Source organism: Paenibacillus sp. FSL H3-0286 (assembly GCF_045040705.1).
In the GTDB taxonomy this organism is placed as follows: Bacteria; Bacillota; Bacilli; order Paenibacillales; family Paenibacillaceae; genus Paenibacillus_AQ; species Paenibacillus_AQ odorifer.
On record NZ_CP150285.1, the window covers coordinates 2,027,116 to 2,048,384 of the forward strand.

Genomic DNA, 21,269 nt, shown 5'->3' on the forward strand with positions numbered 1-21,269 from the left:
AATCGTTACTGTTGTATGATGTACTCATGAATGAAGCGCTTTCTTACCTGTGAAATGCAGATACAGAAGGAGCAAGCTAAAAGAAGAACTTTTTTTTTAGCCTTTCTGAAATCGTTTGCGCAGATTACAGCACTACTATTTTCCATCTTACGTTTTTAAAAATTGGGAGGGGTTAAAGTAATGAAATTGAAAAAAATGATGGTTATCACCGCAGCTTTCTCAATGGCTCTGTCCGTTACAGCATGCGGTTCCAACAACAACAGTACGAATAACGGGGGCAACAACGCAGCAAAAGCTACTAATAATGCTACTACAGAGACTGCAGCGCCAGAGAGCACAGATGCAGCAGCAACAGATGAAATTGTACCTGAAGATGGCGCAACTCTAGTGGTATGGGAAAGTAAAGAAGAAAGACCTTTTGCAGATGAGATTGCTAAACAGTTCACAGCAAAATATAACGTTCCAGTCAAGGTTGAAGAATTGGCACCACCAGATCAAGTAACTAAACTTACTCAAGATGGTCCTTCAGGATTAGCGGCAGACGTTATTCTTATCCCTCACGATAACTTAGGTAAAGCGGCAAGCGCGAGCTTGGTTCTTCCTAACGATGTCTTCGGTGAAGAAACAAAAGCTAACAATACTGAAGCTTCGATTATCGGATCTTCGTACGAAGGCGAATTGTATGGTTACCCAAGAGCAGCAGAAACTTATGCATTGTTCTACAATAAATCGCTTGTTAAAGAAGCACCTAAATCATTTGATGATGTTCTTGCATTCAGCAAAACATTCACGGATAAATCGAAAAATAGATATGGGATTATGTGGGAAGTAGGAAACTTGTACTTCAACTACATGTTTATCGCTTCCGATGGCGGATACCTCTTCGGTAAGGATGGTACGGATAAAGATGATATCGGTCTTGCTAACGATGGTGCAATTGCAGGACTTAAAGAATTTGTGAAACTGAAGGAAGCATTGCCAATTAAGAGTGGTGATATCAACAGTGATATCAAACGCAGCTTGTTCAACTCTGGTGATGTAGCTATGGATATCACAGGTCCATGGGAGCTTGGAGGATACAAAGAAGCTCTTGGTGACAACCTTGGTATTGCTCCAATCCCTACAGTGAATGGCAAAACAGCAATTACATTCTCTGGTATTAAAATTTTCGCAGTTAACTCGTTTACTCAATATCCGAATGCTGCTAAATTGTATGCGAATTTTGCTTCAAGCAAAGACGCTCAGCTGTTACTGAACAAAACGATTGGTTCGGTTCCTACAAACAACGAGGCGCTTCTTGATCCACAGATCTCTAGCGATCCATATGTCTCTGTTTTTGCAGAACAAGCTAAGAACTCCCAACCGATGCCTTCTATTCCTGAAATGGGTAACGTATGGAGCCCTGTGAATGCTGCCCTTCCAGAAATTTGGGATAAAAATGGGGATCCAAAAGCAGCAATGGACAAAGCTGTACAACAAATCAAAGATTTGAATAACAGTGCATCCCAATAAGGATCATAATTCACTGTCTTAACAGCATACAGTGAATCAAGCTGCCCGCCGCATGTTTAGCGGCTGGCAGCTTCTTATTTTCACTCGGAGAGGAGAACGGAAGCGAAATGCAACGACATCGCACGAGGGCCGCAATACTGTCGACGATTTTTATGGGATTGGGACAAATATATAACCGCCAATTCGTTAAAGGAATATTATATTTAGCCGTAGAAGCTGTAGCCGTTTTTTATTTTATTGAGAACCTTGCCAACTCTTTATGGGGCATCGTAACACTAGGAGAGAATCCGAGTCGTCTGGTTAAAGTGAAGGGGATCGCCAAGATGGTTACCGGTGATCACTCGATTTATATCATGATCCAAAGCTTGATCACCATCCTTATTCTTATTCTATTGATTATCGCGTGGTATTTGAATATCAGAGATGCTTACAAGATTGGAGAAAAACGTGATAACGGTCTTCAGGCAAACACTTTTAAACAAAGTGTTCGTTATATCCTGGATTACAAGTTTGCTCAAGCGTTTCTAGTCTTGCCGGGCATTGGTGTTCTATTCTTTACGATTATGCCAATTATCTTCATGATCCTGTTGGCCTTTACGAACTATTCCGCACCTGATCATCTTCCACCCGCCAAATTGGTGGACTGGGTTGGATTTCAGACCTTTCGTAATTTATTGGTCCTTAAGACATGGAGCCACACTTTTTATGGTGTATTAACATGGACAATTATATGGGCAGTTCTTTCAACCATTACTACATACTTCGGAGGACTGTTGGTCGCTTTGCTGGTGAGTCAGAAGGGCATTCGCTTCAAAGGAATGTGGAGAGTAATTCTGATTGTGCCTTACGCGGTGCCACAGTTAATCTCGCTTCTGCTCATGCGCAACTTATTTAACGGTCAATTTGGGCCTATCAATCAATACATGGGGTATTTTGGATTGGATGGTTTACCGTGGCTGACTGACCCATTCTGGGCTAAGGTTACCGTAATTATCGTTAATATGTGGGTAGGTATTCCTGTTTCTATGCTGCTTATCATGGGCGTTCTGACTACTATCCCACGGGATATGTATGAAGCTGCTGAGGTGGATGGAGCATCGGGTTATCAGAAGTTCCGTATCGTAACGTTGCCGATGGTATTGTTCTCTACAGCACCGACCTTGATTACGCAGTTTGCAGGTAACATCAACAACTTTAACGCGATCTTCCTATTAACTGGTGGTAGTCCGGTAAATGGTGACTATCAATATGCCGGTTCTACGGACTTGCTAGTAACCTGGTTATACAAATTAACGCTAGATCAGAATAAAAACAACATGGCTTCGGCAATAGGGATTATTATCTTTATCATTGTCGCTTCATTCTCCCTGTACAATTACCGCCGGACGAAGTCATTTAAAGAGGAGGATATGATCCAATGAGCAGAAAAGTCGCGAACTTTATTCGCTTAGCAGGTAGTTATATTATCTTGATTGCTTTGTCGATAGCTGCACTCTATCCTGCCCTTTGGATTCTTTTAGCTTCTTTCCGACCTGGTAAATCATTGTACAGCAAAACGTTTATTCCCGAGCAATTCACTTTATCACATTACAGAGAATTGTTCACATCACCCAGCTATATGTTTGGGACTTGGTATGCCAATACCTTGAAAATAGCTGTGTTCTCGATGCTTATCGGGGTAGTTCTTACTTTGTTAACCAGTTATGCCGTATCCAGATTCCGGTTTAAAGCGCGTAAAACAGCGTTATCCACCGTATTGATTCTTGGTATGTTCCCTGGTTTTATGAGTATGATCGCTATTTATATGCTGCTTAAAGAGTTTAATTTGCTGGATACACATATTGCGTTAATTATCGTTTATGCGGCCGGGGCGCCGCTGGGAGGGACCTTTATCGCCAAAGGTTTCCTCGATACGATTCCTCGTTCCTTGGATGAGGCCGCTCGTATTGACGGGGCGAGCAATTTCGGAATATTTATGCGAATCATCTTACCTTTGTCACGTCCTATGATCACATATATGGCGCTGACTCAGTTTGTTGGACCATGGGTGGACTTCATTTTTGCGAGACTCATTCTGCGGACTAAGGAGAACTGGACAGTTGCAGTGGGGATGTGGGATATGGTTAACACCAATCAAAACACTAACTTTACCTTGTTCTCTGCGGGTGCGGTTTTGATCTCCATTCCAATTATGATTTTGTTTGTATTCTTGCAACGTCTGCTAGTAGATGGCTTGACAGCAGGAGCTAGTAAGGGGTAAACCCATTCGCTCGCTTCATGCTAATAAATGATCAGGGTACAGCCTTTATACAGAAATGGAGGGCTGTACCCTTATTTCGTCATGGGGAGTGAACTTAATGAAAAAGTCCTGGACTCTATATTTTAAATCTGTTGGAGTTAAACTGTTCGTTATTTTATTTAGTTCTATAGTTCTCTTATCCTCCGTGCTAGGATTGACTTCCTATTTTGCCGCTAAAAATATCATTACGAATGAGGTTGCTGCAGCCTCCACACAATCTGTAGTTCAGGCAGCGGACAAGCTGGATTTTGTGCTGGCAGAGTATGAGGCACTATCAAGGCAGTTTGCACTCGACTCTGTGTTAAAGGGTGATTTAGAAAAAATAAATAGTGGCGAGCTTACAACTGTGGCCAAAGCCGGTGCTGAAGATCGGATTCGCAGAAAGCTAGACTTGGTAAAAGGGTCTGATGAGCGGATGTATGGCGTCAGGCTGGTATCCAAGAGCTTGGTAGACTCAGAATCTTATAAGTCTGCTGGTATAAGTGGGATTCGTAGTGATGAAGGCATTTCCGCAAGATTAGAGCAAATTGCCGCAGCTAAAGGAGAGCCAGTCTGGTTTCCCGTTCGTGAGAAAGGCTTTTTTGATGCTTATACTGAGCCCTCCTTAACTATGGGGAGATTGCTACGTAATCTTTTACATCCCGAAGCGGAGTATTACATGCTAATCGAAGTGAAAGGGAAGGCCATGACTGAAATGCTGTCTAACCTTCAGATTGGGATGACCGGTGAAATTCGTATCTTGAGTGCGGATGGCAGCATTGTGTATGGTGCGGATCATGCCAAGCTGGGTCAACCCTCTTACATAAAAGTTTCAGAAGAACAAGGGAAAGAGCAAAATCATTCATTTACAGCGGAGGATGAGAACGGAAGTTCTCAGCTTGTTGTATACCAGCCCCTGGCGACTGCCAAGTGGATGCTTATGGGGTATGCTCCTGTCAGTGATTTTACTAAGTCTGCGGACAAGCTTTTATATATCACATTTTCTGTGGTGCTGGCGGCAGCCTTAATAGCACTACTAATTGGTTATATTCTTGTTCGATTGGTAGGGCGCCCGCTGGGTAAGCTGGCAATCTTGATGGAGGAAGGAGAGCGTGGGAACCTGCAGGTACGAACCAATTTCAAGGGCAAAGATGAGATTGGCCGCTTGGGTCAAAGCTTCAACAAAATGATGGAGCAGATCTCCTTACTTGCAAGGCAGAGCGGGAATTCGGCAGATGAGGTCCTCCTTACTTCGGAACAATTAGTACAAGCATCAAGTACAATCTCCCTCCATGCCAGAGAGGTTGCGACCGCTACCGGTGAGATTGCAGCGGGGTCAGCCAGCCTCGCTGTTGAAGCCGAACGCAGTTATCACAATGTTGAGATTATCGGCAACAAAATGAGTGAAGTGACGGAAATAAATACAGTGATGGACCATTCAGCAGAACGGGTCATTGAGGTTAGCAATCAAGGTACAGAGCTGATGAAACTGCTGGTAGAGCAGAGTGAGTCTACGGTAGAGATGATCAATCGAATTCAAGATAATTCTACTAAGCTCAGAGAAAGCACTCATTTAATTCGCAGTATACTCAGCCCTATGATTGCTGTGAATAAGCAGACCAATATTTTGGCACTAAATGCTACCATAGAAGCAGTTAGAGCAGGTGCGGCAGGTAGAGGGTTCATAGTGATTGCTGATGAAATCAGGCAGCTCGCTAACCAGTCGAATGAATCGATTCAATCGGTCTCCAAGATCACGGAAGAGATTGGTCTACATATCGAGAACACCGTTAAGGATATCAATGAAGCCGCTCCTAAGTTCCGTGAACAAATCTCTTCTGTAAGAGAGTCGTCAACGATATTCGCGAGTGTCAAAGAGGAAATGGAACATTTCATGAGACATATTAGTGAATCTTCTGCTTCTGTCCTCGAACTGATTGAGTTCCAGCGTCAACTCGGTGAATCCATGGCCAGCGTAAGCTCCATCGTCCAGCAAACCACTGCTTCGACGGAGGAGGTAGCTTCTATGTCATCTCAGCAATTCACGGTTAGTGAGGAATTGGTTGCCCTATCGGAAAAGCTGGAGGGCTTGGCAGCCGATCTTAAGCACTCTTTGGTTTCTTTTCAAGTATGACAATATTATTCTAATAGAGACGGGCAATTTTCCAATATAATGGAGAGTTGCTCGTTTTTGTTGATTTGATTGCTATCGGACGTTATCTTGTCTTCGAAGTGGCTAAAGAGATACACTTGTATTAAGTAATAAATGAAGAAAGTAGTGATCCATTGACGAACTTAAATCTGAGCTCCAGCGGGAGTCTTTTTCAGCAGGTTTTAATCGAGGGAGATTATAGTCCTCATTTTTTTGCTTACTATTATAAACAGTGGAATAACTACAATATGTCTTACCATCAGCATAATTCAACGGAAATCATGTATTTGATCTCAGGAAGTTGTATCGTAGATGTCCGTCCAAGCTCAGGAGGAGAAGAGAGAGTTCGGCTGAAGCGGGGAGAATTGATCATTTTAGACGCGAATGTTCCGCATAGGCTGATTGTTGAAGAGGGGGCACCTTGTCGGATGCTAAATGTGGAATTTGGGTTCATGGAATATAGAGGAGTTGCACCCTCTGTCGGCAAGCTAGCCCGTGAAGAAACGGCGCTCGCAGAAATGCTGCAGCTTCCTTTTTCCAGTTTAGTAATGCCTGATCCGGAGGAAATCTATCATGTTCTAAAGGGACTTGTGTTAGAGCTTGATCAGAGCGGCGGAAAGGGTGGAAGTATGGTTGATTTATTATTTTGTGAGCTTCTGTTGCGGTTATCCAGACTTCGGCAAGAGCAGCTTCATACCAGCCAACAGCCCTCGCAGCTTTATGTGCGCCGGAGCATTGAATTCCTGCATCAGAACTATGACCAGAACATTCAGGTTAAGGACATCGCTGCCGCAGTTAATCTGCATCCCGGATATTTGCATCGAATTTTTAAGAGCCATACGGGTCGGACGCTCAGCGATTACTTGAATATGCTGCGAATGGAGAAAGCGAAGATGCTGCTTGGGCAGAGCGACATCCCGATTGCTGAAATTGCAGATTACGTAGGAATTAGCAGCAGGCAATATTTTCACCTTCTTTTTAAAAAATACGCCGATTGCACGCCTGTAGAATTCCGCAATTCCATTGAGCGTCACGCCTGGAGTTATGAAGAGTATGATTTTCAGTAGATAGGTTAGGATTTTTGACACCTTCTTTCAAAAGAGGTCATGATATTGGTTACGCTTTCCTTAGGTCCCTTGCTACAATGGACAGGAACAACCAATTCATTACCGGAGGATGATAACCATGTCATTTAAAGTGTCTTTTATAGGGGCAGGCAGCATTGGATTTACCCGTGGATTGTTGCGGGACTTACTAACTGTACCGGAATTTAAAAATATCGAAGTCTCATTTATGGATATTAATAGCCACAATCTGGAGATGGTCACGGAGCTATGCCAGCGTGATATTAAGGAGAATGGTTTAAATATACAAATTCAGGCGACAACGGATCGCAGAGAAGCACTGAAGGATGCCAAGTACGTATTTTGTACTATTCGGATGGGTGGGCTTGAAGCCTTTGCTACGGATGTGGACATTCCCTTAAAATACGGAGTCGATCAGTGTGTGGGAGATACTCTGTGTGCGGGTGGCATCATGTACGGGCAACGCGGAATTGCGGAGATGCTGAATATTTGCCGTGATATTAGGGAGATGGCAGCACCGGATGTGCTTTTGCTTAACTATTCGAATCCGATGGCTATGCTGACCTGGGCCTGCAATAAATATGGTGGTGTTCGGACCATCGGTCTATGTCATGGTGTACAGCATGGGCACCAACAAATTGCGGATGTGTATGGTCTTAAGAAATCCGAAGTTGATATTATCTGTGCGGGCATCAATCACCAGACCTGGTATATTTCAGCAAGTCATGAGGGGAAGGATCTGACCGAAGGTCTTTTAGAGGCTTTTGAGAAACATCCGGAATTCAGCCGTACGGAAAAAGTGCGCATCGATATGCTTCGTCGCTTTGGCTACTATAGTACAGAATCCAATGGACACTTAAGTGAGTACGTGCCATGGTACCGTAAACGCAGTGATGAAATTATGGATTGGATCGATCTGGGGAGCTGGATTAACGGAGAAACTGGCGGTTATCTGCGTGTCTGCACGGAAGGTCGAAATTGGTTCGAGACCGATTTTCCAAACTGGATGAAAGACCCGGCATTGGAGTATACGAAGGAGAATCGCGGGGAAGAGCACGGCTCTTATATTATAGAAGGATTGGAAACGGGACGAGTGTACCGGGGGCACTTTAATACAGTGAACAATGGCGTAATCTCTAATCTGCCAGATGATGCCATCATCGAAGCACCGGGATATGTAGACCGGAACGGGATCTCCATGCCATTGGTAGGTGAATTGCCGCTGGGTCCTGCCGCCGTATGTAACGTGAGCATTTCAGTGCAACGTCTGGCGGTTGAAGCAGCTGTACACGGCGATGATAAGCTGTTACGTCAGGCATTTATGATGGATCCACTCGTTGGTGCTGTATGTAATCCAAAAGAAATCTGGCAGATGGTCGATGAGATGCTCGTCGCAGGGGAACAGTGGCTGCCTCAATACAGCGAAGCTATTGCTAAAGCCAAGGAACGTTTGGCTTCAGGAGAGCTTATCCCAACGAACGCTAACAACGAGGGCGCTGCTCGCCTGAAGGTGAAGACGGTGGATGAGATGATGCAGGACCGGGAAGCAGCGAACAAAAATGCTGGTGAGTCTGATAAAGGCAAGGATAGAGAGAAGGTTCAATAAGGTGTAGCATTGAAAGCTTTTTAACTATAAATAACCTCCACATTCCATAGTTTGGGATTGGAGGTTTTTTTAGGATGGAAATCTAAGAGGGGGAAAAACAAAACAGCAGTCATAGCTTACGAAAATAAGCTGACATGGGTGGGGAGTACAAGTTTATCGGTACCGATCCAAATTGTGAAATTAGGTTTATAGTAGGAGTTATTATGTAACTGAAAAAAGAAAGTTAGTTTAATTCCACTGGCTTATTTTTTTATCTATATCGTAGCGCCGAGGGCTACAGTAATCCCACACAGTTGCCCTACATACTATACTGACGCATTCCTCGATACTTACGGACTCAGATGAGCAATTTGCCCATCCCCGATACTTGCGGAACCGGATGACGCTATTCGTCCATTCCACGATACTTGCGGGCCTAGATGACGCTATTTGCCCATCCCCCGATACTTGCGGACCTAGATGACGCTATTCGCCCATCCCCCGATACTTGCGGACCTAGATGACGCTATTTAGCAATTTATCGCCTTTGGAGCGTATTATCGGACTCCAGTGCAGCTATTGCTCAGAAAGAGGCTCTTTTTTGGTGTTTTTCATGCCTATAGCGGCTATGGGGTCCGATAGCAAGCCAAATATGCGATAAAGCTACGTATAAGGTCATCTGTGTCCGAAAGCGCCGATCCCACAGTAATCCCTCAGTTGCCCTAATTGGATTTCCAGCGCATTCCCTGATACTTACGGACCTAGGTGACACTATTCGTTTATTCCCCGATACTTGCGGACCTAGATGACGCTATTCGCCCATCCCCCGATACTTGCGGACCCAGATGACGCTATTCGCCCATCCCCTGATCTTGCGGACCCAGATGACCCTATTTGCAAATTTATCGCCATTGAGCGTATTATCGGACTCCAGTGCAGCTATTGCTCAGAAAGAGGCTCTTTTTTGGTGTTTTTCGTGCTAATAGTAGCTATGGGGTCCGATAGCAAGCCAAATATGCGCTAAAGCTACGTATAAGGTCATCTGTGTCCGAAAGCGCCGCCCCCCCAGTAATCCTACAGTTGCCCTGGACCTCTGTCAAGAAAGTGGACAGTCACGCAACAGACATTCTAGTCAATTGCTCAGCAAAACGAACTGGAGAAAGATACCCCAGCGCGCCATGCATTCGCTTGCGGTTATAGTAAAATTCAATATATTGAAAAAGTGTCTGGTAGGCTTGCTCCTTAGTTTTGAATCGCGGATTACAATAAATGAGCTCCTTTTTCAAAATGCTGTGCCACGACTCGATACAGGCGTTATCATAACAGTTACCTCTGCGGCTCATGCTGGACTCCATGCCATACGCTTTCAACTGCTTCGTGTATTCATGAGAAGTATATTGAGAACCTCTATCGGAGTGATGTAATAGACCCTTTTCCGGTTGTTTAGCTTCGTAAGCATCTTGTAAAGCGCCCGAAATCAAGCTAGTTTCCATATGGTTCTCCAAGCGCCACCCCACGATTTCGCGCGTGCAAAGGTCCATCACACTTGCCAGGTACAAGCGCCCTCCCCGGCAAGGAATGTAAGTAATGTCGGTAACCCATACTGAATTGGGTTTGAGTATTTTAAATTGCTGGTTCAGCGTATTCGGGGCAATCGGATGGTCATGATTGGAGTCGGTGGTCTGTACGCGATACGTTTTGGAGACAATGGAGCGAAGCTTCATATGTCGCATGTACACACTCACCGTGCGTTCGGTAACGGTATAACCTTCTTGATGTAACAGGCGGGTGATCTTCGGACTCCCATACCGCTTTTGATGGTCTGCAAAATGATACTGAATTCGCTTCATTATCGCAGCCTTACGAAGCATATGCGTACTGGTTTTTTCTGTCCGCCACTTGTAGTACCCGCTCCGTGACACATGTAGGGTCATGCACATCTTCTCCAAGAGAAACTCGGAGCGATGTTTTTCAATAAACTGGAATCTCAGTTCCTTGGTTTGCTGAAGATGTGCACTGCTTTTTTTACGATCGCCAATTCCTCTTCCACATCGGCAATCTTGTTATCTTTTTCTTGAAGTTGCCGACGCATCTCCTTCAACTGTGCCTCGAGTTCCCGTACTCGATCCACGCTAGCTGCCGGTTCATTCTTTAGTTCTCGATACTGGCTCATCCATTGATGCAGGGTACTTTTTGGGATGTTGAGCTCTTCCGCCAAGTCGCCCACTGTCTTTGTTTGCTCTTGAATGAACTGCACTGTCTGTTTTTTAAATTCTTCGTTATACCGTTGTCGATGTTCTCCCATGTGAACACACCTCCGTGGACTCATTATCGCCAGTCTGTTAACTACTGTCCACTTTTTATTCTAGCTTCACCCTACATACTATTCTGACGCATCCCCGATACTTACGGACCCAGATGATGCTATTCGCCCATCCCTCGATCTTACGGACCCAGATGACCCTATTTGCAAATTTATCGCCTTTGGAGCGTATTATCGGACTCCAGTGCAGCTATTGCTCAGAATGAGGCACGTTTTTGGTGTTTTTCATGCCTATAGCGGCTATGGGGTCCGATAGCAAGTCAAATATGCGATAAAGCTACGTATAAGGTCATCTGTGTCCGAAAGCGCCGATCTCCCAGAATCCCCAGTTGCCCTAATTGGATTTCCAGCGCATTCCCTGATACTTACGGACCCAGATGACGCTATTTGCCCATCCCCTGATACTTGCGAACTTAGATGACGCAATTTACGAAGTTTGTTGTTTTGGTCAAGAAGGTGAGACGCCAAAAACGCGGATGTTCCATCAGCCATTTTTGGCTTTTGGGACATCCGCGTTTTGGAGTGGGGGATTAAGAATTAACCGTACCTTTTGGACTAAAGAAGGTCTTCAGCGCCTGATACACTTCTTTTTTGTCTTTAATGACGTAATGCATGAATTGTTCATGTTTCAGATGGCGATAAGCTGACATCAAGGTACTGCTACGATTGTATTGGTTCACCTCACCGTAGCCGAACATATTGCTTCGTTTCAGCAGTTCTCCGATCAGCTTCACGCAACGTTCGTTGTCGGAGGTGAGATTATCACCATCGGAGAAGTGAAATGGATAAATGTTGTACTGCGCAGGTGGGTAGCGGCTATCGATAATTTCAATCGCTCGCTGATATGCCGAGGAACAAATCGTTCCCCCGCTTTCGCCACGGGTGAAGAAATCATGCTCACTGACTTCCTTAGCCTCCGTATGGTGGGCGAGAAAAACAATCTCTACCTTCTCATATTGGCGGCGCAGAAAACGGGTCATCCAGAAGAAGAAGCTGCGGGCGCAGTATTTTTCAAATGAACCCATCGAACCTGACGTATCCATCATCGCAATAATGACCGCATTGGAATGAGGTGTTCTAATATCATCCCATGTTTTGTAGCGCAGATCATCTGGGCTGATACTGTGAATGCCGGGATTTCCGCTGCTTGCATTGCGTCGGAGATTCTCCAGCAGCGTACGTTTTTTATCGATGTTGGACATCATCCCTTTTTTACGAATATCGTTAAAAATAATGGATTTGACCTCGATCTCTTCCTTATTCTTAGGCTTCAGATGAGGCAATTCCATATCCTGAAACAGAATGTCCTCCAGATCTTCCAGATTGACCTCTGCTTCCACGGTATCTTGGCCCGGCTGATCGCCTGCTTTTTCTCCTTTACCGGGCTGTGCCGATTGTGAATCGCGCCCAAGCACATCGCCAACCTGACTTTCCCCGTCCCCCTGTCCTACATGCTTCTGTTTACGGAAGTTATAAATAATCCGGTATTCATCCAGACTGCGAATCGGAACCTTCACAATCTGCTTACCGCCTGACAAAATAATATTTTCTTCGGTAACGAGGTCAGGCAAATTATCCTTGATGGCTTCTCTGACCTTTTGCTGATGGCGTTCCTGATCCTGATGACCTTTACGATGAAGGGACCAGTCTTCTTTTGAGACTACGAAGGAAAAGGGACCGGATGATTGCGACAGGATGACCACCTCCCATGGAATATGAATGTTGATTGAGGGAATTTTTTACAAAGTATATAGTTGGATCCCCCGCAAAGTACCTGAGTACGCATAGAAAGCAAAGCCTCACTTTGTGGGGATGTTTTGGGGTTGTAACTAAAGTATATTCATGGGGATGAGGGATATGTGATTTCTTATTCACTGATCTCATCTACGGTCAGCACATAGCTGTTAGATTGGCTTTCGCCAGAGTAGTTACGTCCATCCATATTGAAAGAGAATTGAGCATTTACGGATCCCTTAAGGAAACGACCCATTACCTGTTCACTCACCTGGACAAAATAATGAATGTTAACCATAGATGCAGCATTAACTATCCCCAGCGGCAAGGTGCCGGTAAATGAAGATTGTGGGTTCGGAACTCCATCAATCACAATGCTGTTGGGATCAAGAAAACATTTTTCCGGGGTTAGACGATTCAGAGATATTTCCGCTGGCCAATTTCCGCTATTGGTTAGTGAGATCCAGCATTGGACTCGCTCTCCTGCTTCTACGATAGTTGGTTTTGCATGGACTACGAGTGAAATGACAGGTGTGACTACTAGGGTGGTAACTGTATTGGAACGAGAGGTTTGCCGTACGGTCCGTCCGTCTGGAAGCACAAAGGTATACTGAACACTACCATGGTTTTGTACGGCTGCGATTTCATGAATGTTAATGGCTGCAGGTATACTCACTTGAAAAACTACAACTGCTGTAGTACCGCCTCTTAAAGTACCTAACTGGATGCCTTCCGCTGGTCGTGCACCTTTTTGCAACACTCCATTTAAGAGAACACTATCCCATACGAAAAGAGTACCTGAAGGTATGGCATCTGTTAGGACTGCATTTACAGCCAGATTCCCGTTGTTCGTTACCGTAAGCTCATATCTCAAATTATCGCCCGGAGCTGCTGTAACATGATCCACTTTTTTACTAATGGTGACCCCCGCTTGGACAAGTGAGACAACCGCAGTGTTACTTTCGGTCGTAATTGTATGCTCATCGACTGAATAGGTGACAACCGCGCTGTTGGTTAAGGCCAACGAGGGAGAAAACTCTGTTACTCGGACACGAAAAGTAATATCAACGCTTAGGTCTGTGTCCAGGGAACCGAGTAATATCCCCTGTGCCGGGTCTGATTCTGGGTAATAAATCCCACCTGCGATGACACTCCCCGGTATAAACACCGCCCCGTCTGGAATAGAAATTGTTGCACTGATTTGAGTTAAGAGGCTGTTTCCTTCATTTGTAAGCCGCAAGGTGTAAGTGACTACATCCCCTATAAAAGAAGTCGGAGTACTTGCAGACAAGGAGGTCGAGAGCTGGTAGGAGCGTAAAGAAACCTGTACGGAATTTGAAAATAGATCTCCTTTAACGATTCTTCCCTCCGGTGTGGAAAAAGAAAAACGGCCTAGCGCTTTATTTTGCAGCACTAGGGAAGACGGCAGGGAAATGATGACGACTTGAAAGGCGATGCTCACTTGATTCTGCGGTGCAATAGAACCAAGGGGGATGCCTGAAGACGGTGTAGCCCCCGGAAGAGGCACACCGTCTCTGAGCACACTGTTGGAAATAAAGGATACACCTTCTGGAAGAATGTCAAACACCGTCAAAAAAGCATCTGTATTTCCATTATTACTGGCTGTAATGGTATACACCAAAGTGTCGCCTAAAGAGGCGTGGAGTTTATCTGTACTCTTCAGCAATGAAAGCACGGGGCCCACGACCGGGGTGTTAACGGTATTGGAATAGACAATTCCGTCAACACCCGCTGCCGAGTTGAAGAGTACCATGGACTGATTGGTTACGACAGGTTGGGTACGTGAGCCGGGAATCATAACGCTACTACCTGAACCTGGAAGGTAATGGTTGAAGAAGCACCTGCAGCAATTGTACCAATTGCGATTCCCGAAGCCGGACTGCCACTAGGACGTGGGGCTCCATCTACGGTAATGCTTCCCGTTACGAACTGGCTGCCAGCTGGAATAGGGTCAACCATGATGACATTATTAACTGGTGAAATCCCTAAGTTGGTGACAACAATCGTATAGGTGATGATATCGCCCACAACCGCATCAATAGAAGTAGTGCTCTTAACCACACTTACGTCTGGTGAAGATACAGGGATAATTAGGACGTTTGAGACAGAGGATCCCGTGAGTAAACGTCCATCTGGTGGTGTGAATGTGAAATTTGCTGTAGCTTGATTGACTAACTGTTGTGGCGAAGGGAGGGAAGCAATAGTAACCTGCAACGTAATGGTTACTGTTACTGTACTTCCCGGAGCTACCGACCCAATACTTAAGCCAGTAGCCGGATCTGATCCTGGTTGTGGTACCCCATTCACGAGCACGCTGTTTGGAACAAAGACAGCTCCGTTCGGAATGGTATCGGTAATAACTACATTTGCTATGAGGTTACCAGTATTCGTCACATTTAAGGAGTAAGTAATCGTATCTCCGACAGTTGCGGCGGTTCTGTCCGCCCCTTTGACAACTACAATGATAGGTTGATATACCGGAATAACAAGTGTATTTGAGAATGAAGATCCTGAGAATGCGCCGGAGGTGAAACTGACGGAAGCTTGATTACTAAGCGTTGTAGGATTAGGCAGCACATTGACAATCGTGTTGAACGAGACTTGAAAAGATGCTCCCGGTGCAAGTGTACCGAGCGAGATCCCGTTGGCTGGATTGGCGCTAGGGCGTGGAGTGCCATCTACGGTCACACTGCCAGCGACAAAGCTAGAGCCTGCAGGTATTGGATCACTGAGGTTAACGTTACTGATATTTGCTATTCCGCTGTTGGTAACAGTGAAGTTATAAGTGATGGTATCGCCAACAACGGCATCGGTAGCTGTCGAAGATTTAGTGACGATAACGTTCGGTGAGGATACTGAGATTGTTGTTGTATTGGAATTGATCGAATTGTTAAATGTCCGTCCATCTGGAAGTGTGTATGCAAACGCGACGGAAGCTTGATTGAGCAGCTGTTGGCTTGCCGGCAATGTTGTGATAAGCACTGAGAACATTACAGACAGGCTTCCATTCGCGGAGATTACCCCCAGTGGGATCCCGGCAGCTGGGTCTGCTCCTGGAGCAGGAGCGCCTTGAATGAGTACACTGTTTGGAATAAACGTTGTACCCGCTGGAATGGTGTCACTCAGGGTTGCTAAAGCTCCGTAGTTACCTGTGTTGGTCACATTTATAGTATAAGTAATCGTATCCCCAACGGTAGCATTGACTGAATTGGAGCTTTTTGCTGCTGCAAGGATAGGCAGATAGACAGGCGTCGTGACGATATTTGAGAAGGCTACATTTGAGACAACACCTGAGGTGAAGCTGACTGTTGACTGATTATTTAACAATCCAGTAGGCGGTAGTGAAACTACATTTACGGTAAAAGCAACAGTTACGGTTACACCGGGTGCTATGCTGCCTAGGGTCACTCCAGTAGCTGGGCTAACTCCTGTGCGAGGCACACCGTCCACAAGCACGCTGCCTGTCACAAAGGTGGTGCCGGCAGGAAGGGCGTCTGTGAAGACCACATTATTTACAGTGGCAATCCCGTTATTAGTTAAAGCTATGGAATAAGTGATTGTGTCACCGACTGTAGTTGATGTTGTGGTTGTAGTTTTAATTACAGCAATATTAGGTGAGGAGACCGGAATAGTGACGGTGTTAGAGAGTGCAGTCCCATTAAGTGTACGTCCGTCGGGTAAGGTGAAGCTGTATGCTGCGGTTCCTTGATTGACCAGTTGCTGAGGACTAGGCAATGAAGTGATGTCAACCGTGAAAATGACTACGGTCGTTCCTCCAGGCTGTATTATTCCAGCTGCAATTCCGGTGGAAGGATCCGCTTGCGCTAAAGGGAGTCCATTGATGAGCACGCTATTCGGAACAAAAGCCGTACCTGCGGGAATATTATCCGTCAATGTTAAATTAGCAGCATAGTTTCCTGTGTTACTCACTGTCAGTGTGTAGCTAACGGAATCGCCAACCGTGGCATTGGCTGTACTAGCACTCTTGACTACGGCAATGTTCGGCTGGAACACAGGGACTGTAACGGTATTAGAAAAAGTGGAGCTTGAAATAACGCCTGAAGTGAAGGTAACGGATGCCTGATTGATGAGTGAAGCTGTAGGAGGGACGGAGGTAACAGTAACACTGTAGGTAACCAGCGCTGATGCACCAGCTGCTAGAGTGCCGATAGATATCCCCGAAGCAGGATTCAAGTTCGGGAATGGAACTCCGTTGACAGACACGCTGCCTGTTACAAAAGTACTCCCTACCGGTGTAGGATCATTGAGTAAGACGCTAGTAACAGATTCTATACCATTATTAGTTATATTGACGTTGTATGTGACCGTTTCACCAACAGCAACTGATGTTGAAGTAGTGCTCTTGGTAACGACAATGTTAGGAGCAGAGACTTGTAAAGTTACAGTGTTAGACACAGCAGTCCCAGATAACGGTCTACCGTCAGGCGGAGTAAAGGTAAAGCTTGCAGAAGCCTGATTACTAATCTGCTGAGGTGTTGGCAGGGAGATGATATCAACGGTGAAGCTGACTGCAATACTGGCACCAGGAGCGACATTTCCTACAGCTATCCCTGTATCAGGGGCTGATCCGGGTTGAGGCATACCACCTACAATGACACTATTAGGAACAAAAACTGTACCTGCTGGAATGTTATCAGTTAGCGTAAGATTTGCAGCCAGATTACCTGTGTTGCTAACAATCACTGTGTAGATGACAGAATCACCGACAACTAAAGCATCGAAATCGCCGTCTCCATCAGCGGCACTTTTTACTAAGGAGATTTGGGGCTGAATAACTGGTGTAGTTGTGATATTAGATGAAGAAGAACCGGAGAATACACCGGATGTAAAACTGACAGACGACTGATTGTTAATCTGTGATGGTATCGGCATCGTTATCCTCACCTCGAATGTTACGGTAGCTGTGGCGCCAGGGCTCAAACTACCGATTGGAATGCCGGCGGACGGAACTGCTAGCGGCAGGGTAGTGCCACTTACAATTACGGTTCCGGGAATAAAAGCGACATTCTCAGGCAGAGGATCGCTGAGAATGATATTGCTTACTGTTGCAATACTGTTATTGGTCAATACAGAGGTAAAGGTAAGGATATCACCAGTAACAGCAGTAGCAGCGTTTACGCTTTTTACAACACTGACGTTAGGGGCGGACACTGGGACAGAGAGCGTATTGGATACTACATTTCCTCCGAGCTGACGCCCGTCTGGAAGGGTAAAGCTATATGTCGCTGAAGCAGAGTTCAGTAATACTTGTGATGGAGGCAGGGCTGTGATTGTGACCAGAAAACTTACGGTGACACTATCACCAGGAGCGAGCGGTCCAACTGGAATGCCAGTTGCCGGATTATATCCGGGCAAAGGTGTTCCTCCAATAATGACACTATTCGTGTCAAACACGGCTTGGGGTGGCAGGATATCAGTTACTAATAGAGTAGCTGCAATATTCCCGGTGTTGCTGATCAGGATGGAGTATGAGAGAGATCCCCCTACAGATGCCTGTGCTGCATTGGCGCTTTTGACCATACTAAGGATGGGCTGAAATACAGGTGTTACTATCGTGTTTGAGAGCGAAGAACCGGTGAACGCCCCAGAGGTGAAGGAGGCGCTGGCTCTGTTTGTAAACTGTGCTGGACTTGGCAAGGAAGCAACATTCACTCTAAAAGACACCGTGACAGAGCTGCCCGCGGTGATACTTCCGATTGCTATACCTGTACTTGGGTTAGCCGCTGCAACCGTCGAACCGTTGACAGTCACACTGCCTGCTACAAAAGCTCCCCCCGTAGGAATAGGGTCAGAGACAACAACGTTAGTGACAGTGACGCTGCTTGGGTTGGACACTATGACTGAATAAGTAAGATTTTCTCCAACCGCTACATTAGTTAGATTTGCAGTTTTGGTTAGTGTAATGTTTGGAGCGGAGACCGGAATGGTTAGGGTATTGGATAGACTGGTCCCGGAGAATGATCTTCCACTTGGCAGTTGGTAGGTGTAATTGCTATTGCCTTGATTATTCAGAACAGGTGGAGCAGGCAGAGATTGTACCGAGACAAGAAAGGTCACAGGAACAGCTGCCCCTGAAGCTAAAGTGCCTAAGTTAATTCCTGTAATTGGAGAGTCAGCAGGTCTAGCAACACCGTTAACAGTTACACTTCCCGAGACAAAGGCGCTTCCTGAAGGAATATTGTCGCTCAGGGTTACAGCCGCCCCGATATTCCCTGAATTCTGAACATTTAACGTATAAAGAATATTGCCGCCTACAGTTGCACTGGAAACGTTCGAGCTTTTTGCAATTTGGATTACAGGCTGATACACGGGAGTTGTAGTCGTGTTTGAGACTGAAATGCCAGTAAAAGCACCCGAGCTAAAAGAGGCACTAGATTTATTCAATAGCTGAGCAGGACTTGGTAATGAGATAACGTTGACTTGAAAAGTGACGGCGACGGAGCTTCCTGGAGCGATGGTACCGACAGCAATCCCTGTTCCAGGATTAGCTGAGGGTTGTGATACACCGGCGACGGTAACACTTCCGGGGACCAGCGATGTCCCCGCAGGTATGGTATCTGAGAGTGAGACGTTGGTAATTGCCGCTATGCCGTTGTTACTGATTACGGAAGTGTAGAGTAGTGTATCACCGACAACAACGTCAGCAAATCCTGCGCTTTTGACTACGGTAACATTGGGTGTTCTAACTGGAATAGATAGTGTATTGGATGAGGCTGATCCAGCAATAGTTCGCCCATCTGGAACCTGAAACGTATAAGCGGCGCTTGCTTGATCGACCAGTTGTGGCGGAGAGGGAAGACTATTTACAATGACCCGAAATTGAACAGTAGAACTGCCACCGGCAGCAACCGTACCGATAGCAATCCCCGTGGCAGGGTTACCAGCGATAGGATTTCCATTGACGGTGAAGCTGCCTGCGACGTAAGAGCTGCCTGAAGGAATGTTATCCGTAAGTGTTGTTACCGCGCCGATATTTCCTGTGTTCGTGATTTGAAGAGTATAGGTGATTTGATCTCCAACCGTAGCATTGGTGGTATTGGCTGATTTCACAATGTTAAGGACGGGTGAATATACAGGTAAGGTTACTGTATTAGATGGAATGACCCCCGTCATGATAGGGCCTCCGGCTACACTTTGAAACGTAAAGGCAGCGTTGGCAGTATTTGCGATATTTTGTGGACTTGGCGGCAATGAAGTGACTTTGGCTTGATATGTAACCGTTATTGAACTGCTTAAAGCTAATGAGCCTAATGGGATTCCTGCTGTAATATCAAAAGTAGGCCTTACGACGCCAGCAACGACTACGCTTCCAGTTACAAAAGTGGATCCTGCCGGCAGCGCATCTGATAAAACGACACTTGCTGCTCCCGCTGTTCCTGTATTACTGACAGTCACCGTATAAGTTACCGTATCACCGACTATGGGGCCGGCTACATTAGCGCTTTTAGTGAGGTTTATTTTAGGAGCATTGATATCAACCTGTATGGCATTACCGTTGAGTACATAAGCATCGCCTGAGGTGGTTAATTGTAATACGGCTGAAGATTGATTGTTTATTAGCCGTGCGGAGACGTCAACATTGGTAATATCCCAGCCTTGACGGCCGCCGATAATGTTGGTCCCTGGGTTTCCGTTTATTTGATTGCGGTTTCCAAAGGTACCTGTTGTGTTTAGATTACCTGCATCATTGTTAATCTGTGACGCAAAAAAGTTGTTGGCAAAGTTATTAGGTCCCGATAAAGCAACAAGTGTAGCCGAGGTTGGACCAAACAACGCTTGATCCCCCGAACGGTTGGCATCCCCCTCCTGTGCGCTGAATAACGCTCTGCCGCCAAGCGCACCTGTAATTGGTGTTGCGAAGCCTGTGATCGTAGTTGAAACTGGGGCTGAGGTTGCCTGTACAAGTATTGCACCTGCCCGTAGGGACATATTGCGAAAAGGTAAGGCTGTATTTTGGTAGATTACGCCTAATGTCCAGCCAGCATGGTTGGCCGTGGAATCACTAGGGATAACAATCGTACCCACTACACCGCCAGTGGTGTAGGTGCCGGCGCCGCCTTGTTGGATAATGCTGGTCACGTTGGCGGAACGAACATATGCTGATGCACCACCTCCCAAATCGACTACGTTGCTCGTTGCTGAATCGGGAGTAACGCTGAATGTAGTGCCAGCAGGAGTTATTAGGGAGACAGGATTGTTAATGGCCGAACTGAGGTTAACGGTTCCGTTAATATAGGTACCGCCCCATATCAGTTCTGCATACAGCACTGTGCTGCCAGATGGTAGGACCAGTATGGCTGCTGAACTGTTGCTTGTATAAAGACTAGTAGTTCCGCTAGGATAGGAACCAAATGTCGATGAAGTATTAACAGTAGTAAAGCCACCGATGCTGTCTAGTGTCCCTGGCACTCCGATCGTATCGGAGCGGCTAAGTCCAAGCGTGTTGCCGGTAAATGTGATAGCACCGGTCGCATTGATCGTTGCCCGTACGACTAGTGGAATGATTCTCACCTCCTTCGAGGTTGATTTTGGCCAAAAGTGAACCGTCCTATAGTTAG

The 21,269-nt window shown here is 45.9% G+C and carries 11 protein-coding genes; 6 read left to right on the forward strand and 5 right to left on the reverse strand.

Annotation, left to right across the window (positions count from 1 at the left end):
• Positions 1–180 precede the first annotated feature (180 nt).
• The 6 genes from MHB37_RS08620 (at position 181) to MHB37_RS08645 (ending at position 8,633) form a co-directional block, all read left to right on the forward strand.
• Positions 181–1,512, forward strand: a complete 1,332-nt coding sequence (locus tag MHB37_RS08620) for a maltose ABC transporter substrate-binding protein (protein ID WP_076126469.1) — start codon at positions 181–183, stop codon at positions 1,510–1,512.
• A gap of 107 nt (positions 1,513–1,619) precedes the next feature.
• Positions 1,620–2,933 carry a sugar ABC transporter permease gene (locus MHB37_RS08625; protein WP_036684375.1) on the forward strand — a complete coding sequence of 438 codons (1,314 nt, stop codon included), beginning with the start codon at positions 1,620–1,622 and terminating at the stop codon, positions 2,931–2,933.
• Entirely contained in the window at positions 2,930–3,772 is an 843-nt protein-coding gene (locus tag MHB37_RS08630; protein ID WP_076126471.1) for a sugar ABC transporter permease, read from the forward strand. The genes MHB37_RS08625 and MHB37_RS08630 overlap by 4 nt, the downstream gene beginning before the upstream one ends.
• A gap of 97 nt (positions 3,773–3,869) precedes the next feature.
• On the forward strand, positions 3,870–5,924 hold the full coding sequence (locus MHB37_RS08635) for a methyl-accepting chemotaxis protein (RefSeq protein WP_081383145.1): 2,055 nt from the start codon (positions 3,870–3,872) through the stop codon (positions 5,922–5,924).
• A 152-nt stretch (positions 5,925–6,076) separates the two neighbouring features.
• Positions 6,077–7,009, forward strand: coding sequence for an AraC family transcriptional regulator (locus MHB37_RS08640; RefSeq protein WP_405169146.1), 933 nt, complete (start codon positions 6,077–6,079; stop codon positions 7,007–7,009).
• 118 nt (positions 7,010–7,127) lie between these two features.
• Positions 7,128–8,633, forward strand: coding sequence for an alpha-glucosidase/alpha-galactosidase (locus MHB37_RS08645; protein ID WP_076126474.1), 1,506 nt, complete (start codon positions 7,128–7,130; stop codon positions 8,631–8,633).
• Positions 8,634–9,724: 1,091 nt separating this feature from the next.
• On the opposite strand, the gene MHB37_RS08650 is transcribed toward MHB37_RS08645, so the two are convergent.
• The 5 genes from MHB37_RS08650 to MHB37_RS08670 all read right to left on the reverse strand — a co-directional run bounded on the left by MHB37_RS08650 (position 9,725) and on the right by MHB37_RS08670 (position 21,222).
• Positions 9,725–10,651 (reverse strand): IS3 family transposase, encoded by a 927-nt coding sequence (locus MHB37_RS08650; RefSeq protein WP_405169586.1) that lies wholly within the window; start codon positions 10,649–10,651, stop codon positions 9,725–9,727.
• The gene (locus tag MHB37_RS08655) at positions 10,600–10,917 is read right to left on the reverse strand and encodes a transposase (protein WP_076305695.1); all 318 of its coding nucleotides are present in this window, start codon (positions 10,915–10,917) and stop codon (positions 10,600–10,602) included. The genes MHB37_RS08650 and MHB37_RS08655 overlap by 52 nt, the downstream gene beginning before the upstream one ends.
• 548 nt (positions 10,918–11,465) lie before the next feature.
• A complete protein-coding gene (gene yhbH, locus MHB37_RS08660) occupies positions 11,466–12,629 on the reverse strand; it encodes a sporulation protein YhbH (protein WP_036684553.1) in 1,164 nt (387 codons plus the stop codon).
• Positions 12,630–12,802: 173 nt separating this feature from the next.
• A complete protein-coding gene (locus MHB37_RS08665; protein ID WP_076303879.1) occupies positions 12,803–14,488 on the reverse strand; it encodes a DUF11 domain-containing protein in 1,686 nt (561 codons plus the stop codon).
• On the reverse strand, positions 14,485–21,222 hold the full coding sequence (locus tag MHB37_RS08670; protein WP_405169147.1) for a hypothetical protein: 6,738 nt from the start codon (positions 21,220–21,222) through the stop codon (positions 14,485–14,487). Before MHB37_RS08670 ends, MHB37_RS08665 begins: the two co-directional genes overlap by 4 nt.
• Positions 21,223–21,269 lie beyond the last annotated feature (47 nt).